Source organism: Curtobacterium sp. MCLR17_051 (assembly GCF_003234395.1).
Classification (GTDB): domain Bacteria; phylum Actinomycetota; class Actinomycetes; order Actinomycetales; family Microbacteriaceae; genus Curtobacterium; species Curtobacterium flaccumfaciens.
Map to the genome: position 1 here is coordinate 24,785 of NZ_QKTA01000019.1, position 16,025 is coordinate 40,809.

Genomic DNA, 16,025 nt, shown 5'->3' on the forward strand with positions numbered 1-16,025 from the left:
GGCCGAGGCTATACCGGTGCATAGGGTCTCGGTATTACCTGATGGCCCGGGAATCCCGCCATGATCGAGGCACCCCTTCCCCAGCGCCTGCGAGCGCTCGACGAACAGATTGCCGACCATGGCGAACGACCTCACCTTCAGCATCACCCGGACCCGGTTCGACGAGGACTACTCCCCCGCTGACAGCTCCCGGCTGACCACGAACTTCGCCAACCTGGCGCGCGGCGAGCACCGTCAGCAGAACCTCCGCGCTGCGCTGGCGATGATCGACGGGCGAGCGAACGAGCTGGCCGCGGCACACGACCGCTACCGTCTGCAGCTCGACATCGTCTCGGTGGCGCTGGAGTTCTCCGACGGTGGTTCGGACGCCGAGTTCCCGTTGCTCGAGATGCTCGACGTCACGATCGTCGACGAGCACACCGGCGTGCGCCACCGCGGGATCCTCGGCAACAACTTCTCGTCGTACCTGCGCGACTACGACTTCTCGGTGCTGCTGCCGTCGTCGCCGTCGCTGCCGTCCGACTTCGGACAGCTGCACGGGGCGCTCTTCCAGCGCTTCCTGGAGTCCGACGTGTTCGGGTCGCAGTTCGGTGCCGAGCCCGTCGTGTGCATCAGTGTCTCGACGAGCCAGACCTACCGCCGGAACGGGTACGTCCACCCGGTGCTCGGCGCCGAGTACGAGCACGAGCACTCCTCGCTCACCGACGACTACTTCGGCCGGATGGGCATGCGGGTCCGGTACTTCCAGCCCGCCGGGGCGGCTGCACCGCTCGCGTTCTACACGCGCGGCGACCTGACCGGCGACTACACGGACCTCCAGCTCATCGGCACGATCGCCACCATGGAGACGTTCCAGAAGATCTACCGCCCGGAGGTCTACGCCGCGAACACCCCGGCCGGCAGCACCTACCGCCCCACCCTCGACCACACCGACTTCACGCCCACCCCGGTGACGTACGACCGTGAGGAACGCAGCCGCCTCGGGATCACGCAGGGCCGGTGGACCGAGGAGCACCTGGTGCGGCCGCACCACGCACTCCTCGCCCGGTGGGCTGACCCCGCCCTCGCGCGCTGACTTCCTCTGCCCTTCGACTGACTGGACCGTCACACCCATGCGTTCTCTCCTCCCCACCTCGATCGTCGGCAGCCTGCCGAAGCCGTCCTGGCTCGCCGAGCCCGAGCGACTCTGGTCCCCCTGGGAGCTGCAAGGAGCAGCACTGACCGAGGGCAAGCAGGACGCCCTGCGCTCCGCCGTGCACGAGCAGGAGCGCCGCGGCATCGACATCGTCAGCGACGGCGAGCAGACCCGCCAGCACTTCGTCACGACGTTCATCGAGCACCTGGACGGCGTCGACCTGGAGCGCAAGGAGACCGTCCGCATCCGCGACCGCTACGACGCGGCCGTCCCGACCGTCGTCGGCGCCGTGAGCCGTCGAAAGCCGGTCTTCGTCGAGGACGCTGCGTTCCTGCGAGCCCAGACCGACCGGCCGATCAAGTGGGCGCTCCCCGGCCCGATGACGATGATCGACACCCTCTCCGACCAGCACTACAAGAGCCGCGAGAAGCTGGCGTGGGAGTTCGCCACGATCCTCAACCAAGAGGCGCGCGAACTGCAGGACGCCGGCGTCGACATCATCCAGTTCGACGAGCCTGCCTTCACGGTCTTCCACGACGAGGTGCAGGACTGGGGCGTGGCCGCGCTCGAACGCGCAGCCGAGGGCCTGCACGCTGAGACCGCCGTGCACATCTGTTATGGCTACGGCATCGAGGCGAACAACAAGTGGAAGGAGACGCTCGGAGCGGAGTGGCGGCAGTACGAGCAGTCCTTCCCACTGCTGCAGCAGTCCTCGATCGACATCGTGTCGCTCGAGTGCATCCACTCCCACGTTCCCCTCGAGCTCGTCGAGCTGATCCGCGGCAAGAAGGTCATGCTCGGGGCGATCGACGTTGCGACCGAGACCGTGGAGACTCCGGAGGAGGTCGCGGAGGTGCTCCGTCGGGCGCTCGAGTTCGTCGATGCGGACAAGCTCATCCCCAGCTCCAACTGCGGGATGGCGCCCCTGGCGCGGGGTGCGGCGCTGGACAAGCTCGGCGCGCTGTCCGCTGGAGCAGACATCGTGCGGGCCGAGCTCGTCGGCACGGCGGTCCCGTCGGCCCGCTGATCGCCGCGAAACACCACGGCGGCTCTCTTCCGGAAGGAGGAGGGCCGCCGTTCGTGTTGCGTCCGCCGCGTGCGCGGCTCTCGATCCGGCCTGGAGGCGCGGCTGCGGTCCGGCCGGCAGGTCACGCCGGCAGTGGCGTCACCTTCCGCCGCCCCTCGCGGGGGAAAGCAACCAGTACGGGACGAACCCCCACACGGGCACCGAAGCGAGAAGCCACCAAGCCGTCGGACTCAACGTCGAAGACCCCAATCCCCCGATGATCAGCCAGCTCATCGCGAGAGCCGCAACGAACCCTGCGGTGACCGCACACGAGATGCGACCTCTGCGCCGGTCTTGAGCAAAAGCGGAGCCGACCGCCGCCACGAGGAACAGCGCCTGTACCGCCGCGATCAGGATCGCGGTTCCCAACGGTGTTCCGTACCCGCTCGGGCTGCCGTCCGGGCCGAACGTCGTCGCGATCCGTTCGGGTAACCGATCCCACCAGGCGCTGGTGAGCGCGACCACGATGACGATGGGGAAGGAAGCAGCGGTGGCAGCGAAGACCCCCTCTCGCTTGCGTCTGCCACGGGCGCTGGACATCAGTGCGTTCATCAGCGGTTGCATGTCTCCCGCACTTCCCGCTCGATGAGCGCCGTGGCGATCGCGTCGGCCGCGCGTGGAGCCTTCGCGAGCGTGTGCACCACCGCGGTGAGCCCTGCCGCGTTGGCGATGACCGCTCCTGCCGCTCGCACCTCTCCGTTGATCCAGGTCGATGCCCCTTCCCGCTGCCAGCTCACGGTGCGGGACTGCCCAGCTCCGGGTTCGAGCGCCCAGTCGGCGTAGCGACAGAGATCGTCGAACGTGGACCAGACGCCCCCCGCCGCCGCGAACGACGACTCCCCGAGCGCCCACGGCTTGATGGCACGACCGAAGAGCTTCGGCACCACCCGGTCTGCTGGAGCTGGCACGAGCGCCGCAGAGCTGATCCCCGCCGGGTCGAGGACGTGCTGGCGCACGGCGGCGAACCAGTCGCCGTGCACCTCGTCGAGTACCGCGCCGAGGAGGGCGTACCCCAGGTTCGAGTACTCGAACTGCCCTCGGGGTGCGACCGGCACTGCGACTACTGGTTCCAGCGGAACCCCGACGGCCTCTCGGTACGGGTCGCCGAACAGGCGGTCGCGCATCGCGGCAGGAAGCCGTGGAAGACCCGAGGTGTGGTGGACGAGGTCAGCAACGGTCATCTCGGCGTCGGGAACACCGGGGAGGTAGTGCACGACCGGTCGCTCAACCTCGAGCGTGAGCCAAGCCGTCGTGCCCACGAGCCCCTTCGTGATGCTCCCCCACTCGAGCATCGAAGCGGCGGCGTACGGCCCACGGGGCTCGCGGACGGTTCGCCAGCCGCCGGCCCTGCGAAGACTCGCGCGCCAGTGTCCGGAGTTCTCAAGCGGATTCCGCGCCACGTGTCCCTCCTTGAGAACGGGCCGAAAGGCGGGCCACTGCGCCTTCCCACAACGACCGAGCTCGGCGGTGGAGACTCACGACGTGCGCATTCATGAAGAGGAGGTCGTACGCGGCCATCACGAGGGCGAACGACGTCAGACCCATGAGCAAGGCAATCGCCAGGTGGAATGTGAGCATCGCCGTGACAGCCACAGGCCTCCCCGCGCGGAAGAAGACGAGTACGGGGAAGAACACCGATGTCAGGACAGTGGCGTAGGCACCGATCACCATCAGCCAATCGGACTGCACGAGCAACGGGGTGATCCCCGGGAGGAAGAACTCTGGGACGTTGAGGATGTAGTACAGCGCCGTGCCGTCTTGCCAGAGCTCACCCTGCACCTTGTACAACCCCGCCATGAGGTAGACGACAGTCACCTGAGTCACCAGGAGCAGGAGCCCCGTGTTGTTCAGGACCGACGCGCCCGGGCCCGCCTCGCGCTTTCGACGTCCTTTGACGATGGTGAACGCCGAGTAGCACCTGGTCAGCAGGAGGAAGAGCACTGCTGTCGCGGCCAAGGCATCACCACCGTCCATGAACGCCGGGTTCGCCATGTAGAGCGACCAGAGGAGCACGTAGTGGGCAGCGAGGACCAGACGGCCACCCACACCGAGCGTGACAAGCACCGCGACCACCAGGCCTATGTGGAAGACGACCTCGAAGTACACCGCCGAATCCGTCGCGGCGTAGAGGCTCCAGGTCCCGATACCTGCCGTGTAGTCGCGGATGCCCTCGAGCCCGTAGACACCGTCCGGGCCGAAGAACGTTGATCGCCCCGCGTACTGCCTGATGTAGAACGCCGTCGACACCACTCCGACGACTGCCCTGAGCAGGCTCAGTGCAGTCGTTGCACGAGGCGCGTCAACCATCCAGTCGACAATGACGCCGACTCGGGAACGGAGCGTCCGAATCACAACGGGATCCATTCGGAGTCCGTGATGCGGGGCTCTGCACGAGCTGACCTGTCGCCGCGCTTCGACCACGGCGTCAGCGGTTGGACGACGTATCGAAGCTGCACGGCGGACGGTTCTTCATCAAGATCACGCGCAGACGGGCATGGGACCCGTTGCGCCGCGTAGCGAGCCAGCACCCGCTCGGCACGTCGCTGTGCGCTGACGTCGGGAGGCACGAGGTCTTCCTTGTCTCTCGCCTCAAGCCGCTTGCTGATGTCATCCTGCGCAAAGCGCTCGACGAGTGCGTTGCTGACGATCCGGCTCTCGCGATCCGGGAAGAACCTCGACGACTGGGCCCGCGCGACGGCGGACGAAGAGATGTCGGTCCATCTTGTCGTCGTGCCTTGGCAGCGGATGCGAGCAACCACGCCGCGTTCGTCGCTGATCGGATCCGGCGCGAAGAGCTGCCAGTTCTGGGAGAGGTGCGGATTCAGCAGGGAAGCTACCGGACCAACGTCGAACTTCACCGGCGTGACCGGACCAGCCAGCACGAGCGCGCACGCGCCGAAGATTCCGGCGACTGCCACTCCAGCAGCTGCAATCAAGGTCTTTTGCATTGTTCCCCCGGAGGGAAGGGGCCCGCCGCAGCGACGAGCCCCCTCGTACTCGTCAACGATCGAAGTAGGCGGATTCGAGCTGCGCCGAAGGCTGCGGCGCCTCCGCGGCGAAACCGAGGATGCTCGCGAGACGAGCGACGTTCCCCGCCGCCTGCGGCGCAGTGGCCGCCTTGAACCCGGCTGCCAGAGCCTTCGCCACGCCCACCACTCCGCGCTGCTCTGGCTGAGAGTCCATCGACTGCGCACCCTGGTTCGCCACGACCTCTGCCATCGCGCTGGACTGCTCGTAGGACGTCTGCGCAGCCTGCGCTGGCGCCGCCAGCAGGAACGTGCTGCCGATCACAATCGCTGCGGCCGAACCGGCGAGCTTCGTATTGAGCTTCATCTTCGAACTCCAATCTGTTGTGTGGAGTACCTGTGTACCAGTTTCGAACCGACCGGTCTACCTCGCAGATGTGATGACATCGCGGGCTCGTTCGGCCGCTATTCCCGAAGCGGATGAGGACCGCCGGCATCGACATCATCCAGATGGCCGGCCCTGCACAGGACGGCTCGCCTCGACAACGGAGCGGGCCGTCCTTCGTGTCGCGTCCGGCAGGCGCCCGGGTCCCGGGCCGGACTGGAGGCGCGGCTCGGTTCGGGTGGTCAGCCCGCGGTCGTCACTCCTGACTGTCGAGGCTCATCTTCTCGAAGTCCCCCGCAACGCACTGCGAGCTGCCGTCGATCGTGTACCCGCGGGGATCCGCGCGGAAGTCGGAGGAGCTCACCGGACCGCCCCTGCCCCGGACGCCGAGGATCGGGTCCTCGCCGCCGGTCTGGTAGCGCTCGGTCGTGACCCCGAGCTCCTTCCAGTGCTGTTCCACTGCCTCGACGTCGGCCTTTGGATCAGCGCTGGCAGCGCGGACCTTCGCGTAGACGTACTGGACGCCGCCCGTCCCGAGGCCGAGCCCGCACTTCCCCAGCCGTGGACCGTCGTTCGGTTCCCAACCGCCACCGACAACGTCCGTCGAACCCTCGACGAACGTGACGATGGACTGCTTCGCCCGCTCCGGGGTCTTCCCGAGCCCGGAGCTGCAACCGGTGAGGACGGCGACGGTGAGCAGTACGGCTCCTGCCGTCCGGAGGACGGAGACGGCTTTCCGCCGAGGTTGATTCACTTAGGAGCCCCACCCTGTTCGCTCTGCTTCTCCGATGTTCGCATGATCATCTCGTGAGTCGTTCGGCTGGCCGGTCGTGGCGTACGTGCACATGTCGGACGACACGAGCTCTCTCGGCCGCGATACGCAGTCGCTCCGTGATGTCGCTGACGCCCCCACGGATCACGACAGGAACCTCACGAAGTGAACCCACAGCATCAGCAAGTCCCTCGAACTCGTCGATCACGAGCAGCGATTCGGCTCGGCGCGTGATCCAACCGACTCCCCAGCTGTTGGCGGTTCGACTGTCGGCCACGATCGCCGTGGTCGTCGCAGCGGACGAACTCCAGCGCAACGGGGAGTGAACCAGGAAGCGCGGGAGCTCGAAGCCGCCGGCGTCGACAACGTCCAGTTTGACGAGCCCGCCTTCCGCGGCTGCAGCAGTCGTCGATCGACGTCATCTCGCTGGAATCGATCCGCTCCGAGATGCCGCTCGAGTTCGTCGAACTGATCCGCGGCAGGCGGGCCTGGGGCGCCCCTGGGGGCATTCATAGTTTGATATGTTGCCTATCAGATGAATGCTTCAGTAAGGGGTCCGCGGCGCTGAGGCTCCTCCGTCCCCGCAAGGGAGCGGGTCGCCATGATGCACGGCACACTCGAGCGAACCGGAGGGAGAACATGTTGAGGAGCCCGCGGGGTGTCCACTGGAGCACGGTCGGCATGTTCGTCCTGCTGGCGTACGGTGCTCCGTGGGTGCTGCTCTGGCCAGCCATCCAGGTGAGCGCGGACCTCTCAGACCCAGCCGGGAACCCCGGTGCGTACATCGCAACCGTGGCCATGATGTTCACACCAGGCCTGGCAGCGCTGCTGGTCGCGGTCACGCTCCAACGTCGCCGTGGAAAAGCGATTCTGGTTGAGCTTGGGCTGACAGGATTCTTCACGCGTCGAGGCTGGCGCTTCGCTCTCGCAGGCATCGCCGGTGCTGCTGTGCTGATCTCCGGCAGCTGGGGCCTCGGGATGCTGTTCGGGTGGGTGCAGCTCGACCCCGAACACTCCGTGGCGAAAGAACTCATCGTTCGAGTCACGGGCGAGCAACCGCCGATGCCGATGGCGCTCCTGGCGCTGCTGCAACTGCTGAACCTCCCGATCGGGATTGCCATCACCGCGATCGCTGCGACCGGCGAAGAAGTCGGTTGGCGCGGCTGGCTCCTCCCGAAGCTGCTGCCGCTCGGCACTGGATGGGCGCTGTGCGTGAGCGGCGCGATCTGGGGTCTCTGGCACGCTCCCGCGATCCTGCTCGGCCTGAACTACGAGGAACGCAATCCCCTCGGGATCATCATGATGATGATCGGCTGTGTCGGCGCGGGCGTGCTGATCGGCTGGCTCCGGCTTGCGAGCGCATCGCTTCTGCCCTGCGTGCTCGCCCATGCGGCACTCAACAGCTTCGCCTCGTACCAGTCCATCCTCTTCCCGCCTTTCGACGAACGCCTTGTCGGGCCGCTCGCCATCACCGGCTGGATCGTCATGGCGCTGTTGATCGCGGCGTGCGTGTTGCGGGCAACTCGACTCCGCCAGCGACACGGGTCGCAACGGGGCAGACCCGAGGTCCGCAACACGGAGCTGTCCCCGTAGCCGGTCGAACCTCCGAGGAACCGACCGGACCGCCGCAGCCTTGGACCCCGAGGGGCGGCTCCTCACCGCAGGCCTGGAGGACGGCGCCTGCGAAGCGTCAGACTCGAGGGCGTTGACTACGGTCATGATCACCAAGGGCGTCATCCACCAGGTCGAGAGTGCGACTGTCCGGGATCGCAACGGCCTGTCAGTCGGCAAGGTCGTGCAGGTGTTCCCCTCCGACGAGGACGGCGGTGCGGCCTACGTCTGTGTCGCAACCGGGCTGCTCGGGCGACACCAGGCGCTCGTCCCCGCCGACGACGCCACGTTCGACGGCACAGACGTGCACGTCGGGTACACGAAGGACGCGATCAAGGACGCGCCGTCCCTCGGAGCCGGACGCACCCTGTCCCCCGCCGAGGCGAACGCCGTCCGCAAACACTTCGGGCTGTCCCGCACCGGCGCTGCGACCGGAGACATGGGCGACCCCCACGAGAACCTCGATCAGGCCGGGACAGGTCTTGCGGGTGCCGACGACACCGAGGGCGCAGGGACGACCCCGCCGGCCTGAACGCCACTGGGTGAACGGCGCCGAGACCACGGCTTTCGCCCACACCAAGCAAGGCAGCGGCCGGTCCTCTGGCGGGTGCGTACTCCCTCGTTGATGCGCGCTGCTGTGAGCGTGGCCGACGCGGTTCTCTCGGAGGAGCATGCCCGTCTTCGTCCGACGGGCTCCGCGGCCATCACACACGCGCAGCACCGCGAAGAGGCTGTTGCGAACCCCCACCTCGTCGCAGCGTGGTCACGTGTCATGGGAAGTCACCCTCCGACACACATCGACACAACCCTTCTCGCGGGCGTTCGGCGATGCCACAGTCTCGCCATGGCGCACATCTGGTCGGGCTGTCCGCCCACACCGGACGAATCGACACCACCCGGCGCCACACAACGCGACAGGTAGCAGCCCAGAGCACGAAGGAGTCCTCGTGACCATCAGCAACCAGACCGCCGACAGCACGATCGACGAGGGCGCCGACGACGAACTCCTCGCCCGCTTCCGTCCGATCTTCGACCGCATCGCTGCCGGCGCCTCCGAGCGCGAACGCGACCACCGCCTCCCGTTCGAGGAGATCCGCGAACTCGCCGCGGCAGGATTCGGCGCCGTCCGCGTCCCCGTCGCCCACGGCGGAGCCGGGGCGACCCTGCCCCAGCTGTTCCGCCTGCTGACCGAACTCGCCGCTGCTGACACCAACCTCCCCCAGGCGCTCCGCGGCCACTTCGCACTCGTGGAGGACCGGCTGGTCGCACGGACCGGGGAACGCGAGGGGTGGCTGAACCGCTTCGGCCGCGGTGAGATCGCCGGCAACTCGTGGACAGAAGTCGGGTCGGTGCAGGTCGGCGACGTGATCACGAAGGTGACCCCGCAGCCGGACGGGACATTCCGGATCACCGGGCAGAAGTACTACTCGACCGGCAGCATCTTCGCCGACTGGATCGACACCTACGCCGAACGCACGGACACCGGCGAGCGGGTCATCGCGATCGTCGACGCGCACCAGCCCGGGGTCACCCACACCGACGACTGGGACGGGTTCGGGCAGCGCACCACCGGCTCCGGTACCAGCACCTTCGACGACGCCGTCGTGCAGGCCGATGGGGTGATCCCCTTCGACGAGCGGTTCAAGTACCAGACGGCGTTCTACCAGGGCGTGCTGTTGAGCGTCCTCGCCGGGTCCGTACTCGCAGCCGAGCGGGAGATCGCGCGCGAGGTCCGCAACCGCACCCGCGTCTTCTCCCACGGCAACGCCGACACGTTCGCGGCAGACCCCCAGATCCTGCAGGTCGTCGGCGAGGTGTCGGCGGCCGGGTTCGCCGCCACCGCCATCGTCGACCGGGCCGCCGCAGCCCTGCAGGGTGCGTACGAGGGAGCCGGGCTCGACACAGCCGAGGACGAGCGCCGCAACGACCGCGCCGAACTCGCGACCGCGCAGGCGCAGGTGGCGCTGACCACGCTGGCGACGACGGCGACCTCGCACCTGTTCGACGCGCTCGCGGCGTCCGGGGTGAGCACGACGAAGAACCTCGACCGGCACTGGCGGAACGCTCGCACCGCCGGCAGCCACAACCCGTGGGTGTTCAAGGCCCGGATCATCGGTGACCACGCGGTGAACGGTGCAGAACCGCCGCGCGTCTGGGCGATCGGTGCGACCCGGACCTCGTGACGCCTGTCGAAGCGGGGACGGCCTCCGCGTGACCGCTGCTGCGACGTGCCGGCCCCGCCGCCCGGCCGCCGTGCGCGTACAGTCCCTGGCAACGCACGGCTGGCCGACCATCGGGGAACGCGATGCGACTGATCACAGGGACGACACTGGCCGTTGCGCTGGCAGCAGGCGCGCTGATCGGCCTCGCGCCACCAGCGACTGCGGCCGAATCCGGAACGATCACCGTGCAGCTCGCAACGCCGGACGGCACCGCGATCCGGCTGGCGGACGTCGAACTCGCAGCGATCGGCACCGACGTCGTCGTCGGGAACGCCACGACCGACGATGACGGCGCCGCGACGTTCACCGGCGTCCCCGCACCGGACACCGTCACGGTGACGACGCGGCAACTCCCGCCGCACGGAACGGAGACCTACGCCCCCGGTCTCCGCTCGGGCATCGCCGTCCGCGGCGGCTCGACAGTCGCGGTCACCGTGCCGCTCGTGATCGGCGCCACCGTGCAGGGCGGCGTGGTCGGCCCGACGGGACCCGCCGCCGGTCGCCTGATGTACGCCTGGAACGAGGACACCTCGCAGGTGTTCCGGACGACCTCGGACAGCGCGGGCCAGTACCGGTTCGTCGGGTTGAGCACCGGGAAGTACCGCATCGAGGCCTACGCCAGCGGAACGGCGTCGCCCGCCGTCTGGAAGACCCGGGTGTACCAGCAGCGAGGAACGCTCCCGGCTTCCCGAGTCACCTTGTCACGGCACTACGCACACAGCGACTACGACCTGGTCGTCTACGCGGCCTCGGCGTCCCGCAGCCCGTCGGCACAACTGAGCGGTGCGACCGTCACGGTGACGAACGCGACGACCGGTGCGTCGTTCTCGACCCGGTTCTCGACGCTGCTCGACAGCGAGCAGACGGCGCAGTTCCAGATCCCCTCCGGTCAGTACGTGGTGGAGCTCCGGACCGTCGCGACGACCACAACGACCGCGCAGGTGCTGTGGCTCGGACGTCCGGGCGGCGTGTACCGGTACGTGGCCGACCGAGCGCAGGCCGTCCCGGTGAACGTCGTGTTCGGCGGTCACGACTTCTGGGGCGGCGCCCTCGGGTGATCCGGCCCCAGCACCATCCCCAGCACAGGGCTGGCCGAACGCGGTTGGCTGCGTGACTGCACGCGGTCGCGTGAGCAGCAACGGACAGGAGGCGCGGTGCCAGCTGGCACCGCGCCTCCTGTCCGGCACACGGTCACGGACACGCGACGGTTGCGTCGCCACCTTCTACATGTCGGCGATGAGACGGAGCGTGTAGCCGTCGGGGACCGTCTGGTGTTCGACGTAGTGCATGAACACCGGCGCAGCCTGGTCGGCCGTGAACAGCTCGGCAGGATGCCGAGGCTCGTGCGCTGCCTGAACGTCGATGGTCTCCGTGAGCGGTTCGGTGAGGTCGTGGTCACGGCCGACGATGTAGAAGCGGTACTCCCCGTCGTCCTCGCGACGGCGCAGCTCCACGCTCATCCTCTCGGCGGTGCCACCGGCCTGCAGGTAGGAGCCGCGGTACTCGTCGATGACCGACTGCTGGCCGGCGCGCCAGGTCTGGTCGTCGATCGGCGCGGAGAAGACGAGCCACGCGAAGTGGTCGTCGTTGTCGAGAAGGCCGAGGCTGCGTCGCACCTGGTCCGGGAGCGGGCGGAACGTGTCGTTCAGCACACTGCTGACTGACCCGTTGGACTTCATGATGATCAAAGCGGGCTACTCCACGTGCTCGTAGGCGACAGACGCAAGCTTTTCAAGCCCGCGGAAAGCGGCCACGGCATGAGCACCATCAACAGAAGCCACGACCCGGGGCGGGTGGTGTTGATGATGAGGTTCAGCAGTCCGAGCGCGAGCAGAAGACTGGCTGCGATCACCACGAACCACGCAAACGGGGCACGGATACTTCGGCGGCTTCACCAGCTCAACGTAACGGCGGACACATTTTCTCGCATGACGATCGGCTATTGAGACGGGGCCACCAGCACCTGGCGCGCTTCGCCGACGGGCGCTGCTCTTCCGTGGCGGGCAACGGTGTCGGTGGGCCTCTCTAGGGTCACGTTCCGTGAAGATCCTGCTGCTATCCCGTAACACCGGGGCGATCCTGCCCTTCCTGACCGGATCGAACCGCGCGAAGGCGCCGCTCGACGGGTTCCGAATTGCCTACATCGACGACGCGCAGCAATCGTTCGCGGGCGCTGCCTTCGTCGAAGTGGAACGTGCAGCCCTCGAGGAGCTTGCGGGCCACATCGTCCCCGTCACCGCGCGAGGAACCGCGACCCACCGGTTCGACCAGATCCTCGCTGACGTCGACGCCGTGTACGTGGCCAGCGGAAGCACCTTTGCCCTCCTGGAAGCGCTGCGCGAGAGTGGGAATGCCGCCGTGCTGGTCGAGCGCGTTCGGGCTGGTCTGCCGTACATCGGTGCGAGCGCCGGCTCGATCATCGCCGGACCAGACGTAACCCCGGCATCCTTGATGGACGATCCCGCTGACGGGCCCGCGCTCACCGACTACGCCGGACTCGCGCTGATCGACCAAACGGTCATCCCGCACGCGGACGGCCTCCTGCCCCCGTACCCACCGGAACTCGTCCAGAAGACTCTCGACACATACCGCGGCGCCTACGCCCTGACCCCACTGAACGATGACCAGGCTCTGCTCTTGGACAACGGTCGCATGAGCGTGATCCGATCTGAACCCTGACCAAATATTGGCTTACCGGCCCTTGTCCCGGTTGAGGATCGTCAATCGTTGCGGCGCCACGCCTGCGCCGCGTGAGGCGCTTGCGCGCCTCGACGGTGAGGGAGGCGACCAGCAGGGCAGCGGAGGCGACGAACGCTCGGGCTGCGACCGGCCATCCGGCGCTGAGCAGTAGCACGAACCCGGCGACAACCGCGGCCGAGGGCCGAGGGCGAGGACGACGGCGTTGACACCGGCCAAGGGCCGGGTGCCGGTGACGCGGGTGACGATGCTGTTGCTGCTCATGTCAGAGGTATGCGCGGACGAAGCAAGAAGTTCGCGTGCCGGTCAGGTTGTCGGCGCGGACTTCGCGTCCATGTCCTTCAACCACTTGTCCGTGGGAGCCCAACCGCCGGTCCGACTCACTGCGTACCGCAGGAGCACGTCCCGGCGAACGGATGGCTTCCATTTCGCGCGCTGCCACTCGAGCAGTTCGTGGAGGTCGGAGATGAACACCTTCGCGCTGTTGTCGAGGAGCGCGTACGCGGATCGCCACTCCTCAGCAACCCGCTGCGGTGCCCACCGCAATGCGTACTCAGCGCCGACGTCGTTTTTCGACTCCATCCGGCTGCGGATGAACGCTTCAACGACCGGTTTCCTCGACATCGGCTTCGCGGCCCTGACCCCGGCATCTTCGATGGCCGCCTGGATGAGTTGCTGCGCCCGCGCCAACCGTTCACGTCGTTCCCGGTCGCGTTTCTCGTCCGCGTCTTCCTGCCATTCCTCGAGCTCGGCGGTCAGCTCCTGCGACCAGTCGACGGCCGCCCACCATGCGTAGGACACGCCCGCGCCGATGAACTGGAGGTCCATCCCCTCCAGGTCGCCGTCGTGACTCGCGGCGTTGTTCCGGAGGCTGGCGGGCACCCCTTCAGCGTCGCCGAGGAACTCCGCCAGGTCGAACGTCCGCTCTCCGAGGGTGACGAACGCCGCGCCGACATGGCTTGCGATGTCGAGCGCGTCGTCGAGGGTGACCTCGGGAGAAGCGAACAGCACGTCGGTGTTCTTCACGACCATCGCCGGCAGCAGCCGTAGGTTTCGGCCCGCCGCTTCCAACGGAGCCCGCTCGAGCATCGCCCGCAGTTCTGCAGGGGTGACGGTCGAGGGAACCTCGTCATCATCGGGCATGGCTTGACCGTATCGGATGGACGCGACAGCGCAGATGATTACCGGAAGGAGGTCGCCACTGGCCTCAGGTGGAACAGGCACTGGTCGGCGTTGTAGTCCGCCACCTCCGCGCTGATGCCGAGGTTCGTGCCGACACCGATGCGACCGGGCCCCTCATCCTTATAGTGCATGTCGTACGTCGTGTTCACGTCATTGAACTGGAACGCCGGGCCCGGCGCGGATGTCTCGCTGAAGTCCCCCGCGCCGATGAGGATGTCGTACCTGGTCTTCGCCGAGCCATGCGGAGCCATCGCTCCAATAGAGCCGTCGAAGCGGACGATCCGTCCTTTGTTCCCGTCGACGAACGCTGCGAGCGAGGCGTCGCAGGTGTCGGTTAGTTGCAGCAGCGCTGCGAACTGGGGCGAGTTCTCGGCCGTGATGACCGCCGGGGCGTCCGTGGTCGGGCTCGGCGCCGCGACCTTCGACGGGCGTACGGCGGTAGTCGTGGCTGACGTGGCGGAGGCGGTTGGTGCCTTCGCCTCGGCTGGTGCGTCCTCGCCGCTTCCGAACCCTCCGGTGGCGCCGAGGACGATGACGACGACCAGCGCTGCGGCTCCAGCTCCGGTGGCGATGAGAGTGGGCCGGCCGACCCGCTTGTTCGGCCGACGGAACTCCAGCTGCGACTGCAGCCGTCCCTGCGTCATCGTGACCAGTTCCCAGCCGTCCTGCTCCCACCTGGTCTGCGTCCGGGATTCCAGGCCGCGCACCGACTTCACTGTCCGTGTCTCGTATTTCGGCTGTTCCCCGGTCATCTCGGCCCTTCAGTCCTCGTCGACAGTCTGTCGAGCGTCTCTCAGAGTAAGGGCGGAGTCACGTCTTTTCGGCTTCTGGAAGCGTCACTCCCCGCACGGTGCGGTTTCGCTGCGGAGAGCCGCCGCCGTCCATGCTGATAGGTACCGGCCGACGGCCACTGACGAGCCTCGTCAAGCGCCCTCGTACCGCTGTTGCTGCCGCTGCTGCTGATCGGGCTGTGGATTCGGCTTGAAGCCGTGCAGCCGATGCCCGCTCCCGCGCACGCCATCGGCTGGGTTTTGCTGCTTGGGCTACTAGTCGCCGTAGTTCGACCGCTCTAGGTTCGACGACAGGAAATCCCGATTGGGCCGAGACACCGGATCCGGATGGGGTCTCGAGCGCAGACGGTTGCTCGTCGTGCCGACAAGAATAAGAACGTCAAGGTCGCAGCGATCACCACGATCGTGACGGTTCCCCTTGTCCTGACGAACCTCTTCGGGCTCGTGTTCCGCTGACTTGTTCGATTGAGACAAGGTCGGCTATCGGCAAGAAGGAGTGCGCGGCCAAGCTACGTTCCGCGACGGCCATTTCCATGACGAGGTGATCATGTCGGCACTTGTCCGCAACTGGCCCGCCGGGTCGTAGCGTCCCGTCCGTCACCGTAGCGGGCTCTGCCCGCCGCTCGCGCCCGGTAGTCGATCGTTCACCGAGACGTCCTTCGGGACTCCTACGCTTGCGGCATGGCACGACTGATCCGATTCGCCCAGGCAAGCGACGCGCATGCTGTCGAGCGGATTGAGAACGACGCGGACCAGCTGCTGATTGATTTCCTGCACGCCGACGTGTGGTCTCCAGCCCCTCCCGGGATCACGCGACTCTCCGAGCCCGGCTTCCTGCTCGCCGTCGACGTCGACGCCGAAGTCGCTGGATTCGTGCACGTGCTCGAGGTGGACGGCATCTGCCACCTCGAGCAGCTGTCGGTAGCGCCGGGGCTGGCGCGGCAGGGCCTGGGTCGAGCGCTCGTCGAAGCTGCAAAGGACCAATCGCGCGAGCGTGGCTACGAGCACATCTCTCTCCGCACGTACGCAGGAGTGCCTTGGAACGCGCCGTTCTACGCAACAGCCGGCTTCGCTGAGGAAGACCCAGTCACCTCGTTCCATCGGTCACTACTCGCAGTCGAGGCCGAGCATGGCCTGGACCGGTACGGACGACGAGTACAGATGGGCGCGCCCTTGACGATCATGCGACCGTAGACGA

18 protein-coding genes are annotated in these 16,025 nt (G+C 67.3%); 9 read left to right on the top strand and 9 right to left on the bottom strand.

Annotated elements, in window-relative coordinates; all coding sequences use genetic code 11:
- Positions 1–118 precede the first annotated feature (118 nt).
- Together DEJ06_RS14695 and DEJ06_RS14700 are read left to right on the top strand one after the other, a co-directional pair.
- A complete protein-coding gene (locus DEJ06_RS14695) occupies positions 119–1,075 on the top strand; it encodes a putative oxygenase MesX (RefSeq protein WP_111039805.1) in 957 nt (318 codons plus the stop codon).
- A gap of 37 nt (positions 1,076–1,112) precedes the next feature.
- On the top strand, positions 1,113–2,162 hold the full coding sequence (locus DEJ06_RS14700; RefSeq protein WP_111039806.1) for a methionine synthase: 1,050 nt from the start codon (positions 1,113–1,115) through the stop codon (positions 2,160–2,162).
- A gap of 138 nt (positions 2,163–2,300) precedes the next feature.
- Here DEJ06_RS14700 and DEJ06_RS14705 read toward each other — a convergent pair whose 3' ends face one another.
- The 6 genes from DEJ06_RS14705 to DEJ06_RS14730 form a co-directional block, all read right to left on the bottom strand.
- Complete coding sequence (locus DEJ06_RS14705) at positions 2,301–2,753, bottom strand: DUF1648 domain-containing protein (RefSeq protein WP_181437346.1); 453 nt, start codon at positions 2,751–2,753, stop codon at positions 2,301–2,303.
- On the bottom strand, positions 2,753–3,601 hold the full coding sequence (locus DEJ06_RS14710) for a serine hydrolase (RefSeq protein WP_111039808.1): 849 nt from the start codon (positions 3,599–3,601) through the stop codon (positions 2,753–2,755). Before DEJ06_RS14710 ends, DEJ06_RS14705 begins: the two co-directional genes overlap by 1 nt.
- Positions 3,582–4,565 carry an HTTM domain-containing protein gene (locus DEJ06_RS14715; RefSeq protein ID WP_111039809.1) on the bottom strand — a complete coding sequence of 328 codons (984 nt, stop codon included), beginning with the start codon at positions 4,563–4,565 and terminating at the stop codon, positions 3,582–3,584. Before DEJ06_RS14715 ends, DEJ06_RS14710 begins: the two co-directional genes overlap by 20 nt.
- Positions 4,550–5,149, bottom strand: a complete 600-nt coding sequence (locus DEJ06_RS14720) for a DUF5819 family protein (RefSeq protein WP_139196728.1) — start codon at positions 5,147–5,149, stop codon at positions 4,550–4,552. Before DEJ06_RS14720 ends, DEJ06_RS14715 begins: the two co-directional genes overlap by 16 nt.
- 52 nt (positions 5,150–5,201) lie before the next feature.
- A complete protein-coding gene (locus DEJ06_RS14725; RefSeq protein ID WP_071405895.1) occupies positions 5,202–5,534 on the bottom strand; it encodes a hypothetical protein in 333 nt (110 codons plus the stop codon).
- A gap of 274 nt (positions 5,535–5,808) precedes the next feature.
- Positions 5,809–6,306, bottom strand: coding sequence for a hypothetical protein (locus DEJ06_RS14730; protein WP_111039810.1), 498 nt, complete (start codon positions 6,304–6,306; stop codon positions 5,809–5,811).
- 699 nt (positions 6,307–7,005) lie between these two features.
- Between DEJ06_RS14730 and DEJ06_RS14735 the strand changes: the two genes are divergently transcribed.
- From DEJ06_RS14735 to DEJ06_RS14750, 4 genes are all read left to right on the top strand, one after another.
- Positions 7,006–7,917, top strand: a complete 912-nt coding sequence (locus DEJ06_RS14735) for a CPBP family intramembrane glutamic endopeptidase (RefSeq protein WP_181436852.1) — start codon at positions 7,006–7,008, stop codon at positions 7,915–7,917.
- Between the two features lie 124 nt (positions 7,918–8,041).
- Complete coding sequence (locus tag DEJ06_RS14740) at positions 8,042–8,467, top strand: hypothetical protein (protein ID WP_111039812.1); 426 nt, start codon at positions 8,042–8,044, stop codon at positions 8,465–8,467.
- 415 nt (positions 8,468–8,882) lie between these two features.
- Positions 8,883–10,118 (top strand): acyl-CoA dehydrogenase family protein, encoded by a 1,236-nt coding sequence (locus DEJ06_RS14745; RefSeq protein WP_111039813.1) that lies wholly within the window; start codon positions 8,883–8,885, stop codon positions 10,116–10,118.
- A gap of 224 nt (positions 10,119–10,342) precedes the next feature.
- Positions 10,343–11,215 carry a carboxypeptidase-like regulatory domain-containing protein gene (locus DEJ06_RS14750; RefSeq protein ID WP_181436853.1) on the top strand — a complete coding sequence of 291 codons (873 nt, stop codon included), beginning with the start codon at positions 10,343–10,345 and terminating at the stop codon, positions 11,213–11,215.
- Positions 11,216–11,380: 165 nt separating this feature from the next.
- Here the strand turns inward: DEJ06_RS14750 and DEJ06_RS14755 are convergent, their stop codons facing one another.
- Positions 11,381–11,836 (bottom strand): hypothetical protein, encoded by a 456-nt coding sequence (locus DEJ06_RS14755; protein WP_146247029.1) that lies wholly within the window; start codon positions 11,834–11,836, stop codon positions 11,381–11,383.
- Positions 11,837–12,197: 361 nt separating this feature from the next.
- On the opposite strand from DEJ06_RS14755, the gene DEJ06_RS14760 reads away from it, so the two are divergent.
- Positions 12,198–12,836: a Type 1 glutamine amidotransferase-like domain-containing protein gene (locus DEJ06_RS14760; protein WP_181436854.1), complete on the top strand. Its 639-nt coding sequence runs from the start codon at positions 12,198–12,200 to the stop codon at positions 12,834–12,836.
- Between the two features lie 324 nt (positions 12,837–13,160).
- On the opposite strand, the gene DEJ06_RS14765 is transcribed toward DEJ06_RS14760, so the two are convergent.
- A complete protein-coding gene (locus DEJ06_RS14765) occupies positions 13,161–13,997 on the bottom strand; it encodes a hypothetical protein (RefSeq protein WP_111039817.1) in 837 nt (278 codons plus the stop codon).
- A 38-nt stretch (positions 13,998–14,035) separates the two neighbouring features.
- Positions 14,036–14,788, bottom strand: coding sequence for a DUF4839 domain-containing protein (locus DEJ06_RS14770; RefSeq protein ID WP_111039818.1), 753 nt, complete (start codon positions 14,786–14,788; stop codon positions 14,036–14,038).
- A 366-nt stretch (positions 14,789–15,154) separates the two neighbouring features.
- On the opposite strand from DEJ06_RS14770, the gene DEJ06_RS18645 reads away from it, so the two are divergent.
- Together DEJ06_RS18645 and DEJ06_RS14775 are read left to right on the top strand one after the other, a co-directional pair.
- A complete protein-coding gene (locus tag DEJ06_RS18645) occupies positions 15,155–15,283 on the top strand; it encodes a hypothetical protein (RefSeq protein WP_258372503.1) in 129 nt (42 codons plus the stop codon).
- A 225-nt stretch (positions 15,284–15,508) separates the two neighbouring features.
- Positions 15,509–16,021, top strand: a complete 513-nt coding sequence (locus DEJ06_RS14775; protein ID WP_111039819.1) for a GNAT family N-acetyltransferase — start codon at positions 15,509–15,511, stop codon at positions 16,019–16,021.
- The last annotated feature ends 4 nt before the right edge of the window (positions 16,022–16,025 follow it).

Excerpts from the sequence above, each read along its gene's own strand:
- DEJ06_RS14695 (WP_111039805.1), top strand. The coding sequence starts at position 119 with ATGGCGAACGACCTCACCTTCAGCATCACCCGGACCCGGTTCGACGAG.
- DEJ06_RS14700 (WP_111039806.1), top strand. The coding sequence starts at position 1,113 with ATGCGTTCTCTCCTCCCCACCTCGATCGTCGGCAGCCTGCCGAAGCCG.
- DEJ06_RS14705 (WP_181437346.1), bottom strand. The coding sequence starts at position 2,753 with ATGAACGCACTGATGTCCAGCGCCCGTGGCAGACGCAAGCGAGAGGGG.
- DEJ06_RS14715 (WP_111039809.1), bottom strand. The coding sequence starts at position 4,565 with ATGGATCCCGTTGTGATTCGGACGCTCCGTTCCCGAGTCGGCGTCATT.
- DEJ06_RS14720 (WP_139196728.1), bottom strand. The coding sequence starts at position 5,149 with ATGCAAAAGACCTTGATTGCAGCTGCTGGAGTGGCAGTCGCCGGAATC.
- DEJ06_RS14725 (WP_071405895.1), bottom strand. The coding sequence starts at position 5,534 with ATGAAGCTCAATACGAAGCTCGCCGGTTCGGCCGCAGCGATTGTGATC.
- DEJ06_RS14735 (WP_181436852.1), top strand. The coding sequence starts at position 7,006 with ATGTTCGTCCTGCTGGCGTACGGTGCTCCGTGGGTGCTGCTCTGGCCA.
- DEJ06_RS14740 (WP_111039812.1), top strand. The coding sequence starts at position 8,042 with ATGATCACCAAGGGCGTCATCCACCAGGTCGAGAGTGCGACTGTCCGG.
- DEJ06_RS14755 (WP_146247029.1), bottom strand. The coding sequence starts at position 11,836 with ATGAAGTCCAACGGGTCAGTCAGCAGTGTGCTGAACGACACGTTCCGC.
- DEJ06_RS14765 (WP_111039817.1), bottom strand. The coding sequence starts at position 13,997 with ATGCCCGATGATGACGAGGTTCCCTCGACCGTCACCCCTGCAGAACTG.
- DEJ06_RS14770 (WP_111039818.1), bottom strand. The coding sequence starts at position 14,788 with ATGACCGGGGAACAGCCGAAATACGAGACACGGACAGTGAAGTCGGTG.
- DEJ06_RS18645 (WP_258372503.1), top strand. The coding sequence starts at position 15,155 with ATGGGGTCTCGAGCGCAGACGGTTGCTCGTCGTGCCGACAAGAATAAG.
- DEJ06_RS14775 (WP_111039819.1), top strand. The coding sequence starts at position 15,509 with ATGGCACGACTGATCCGATTCGCCCAGGCAAGCGACGCGCATGCTGTC.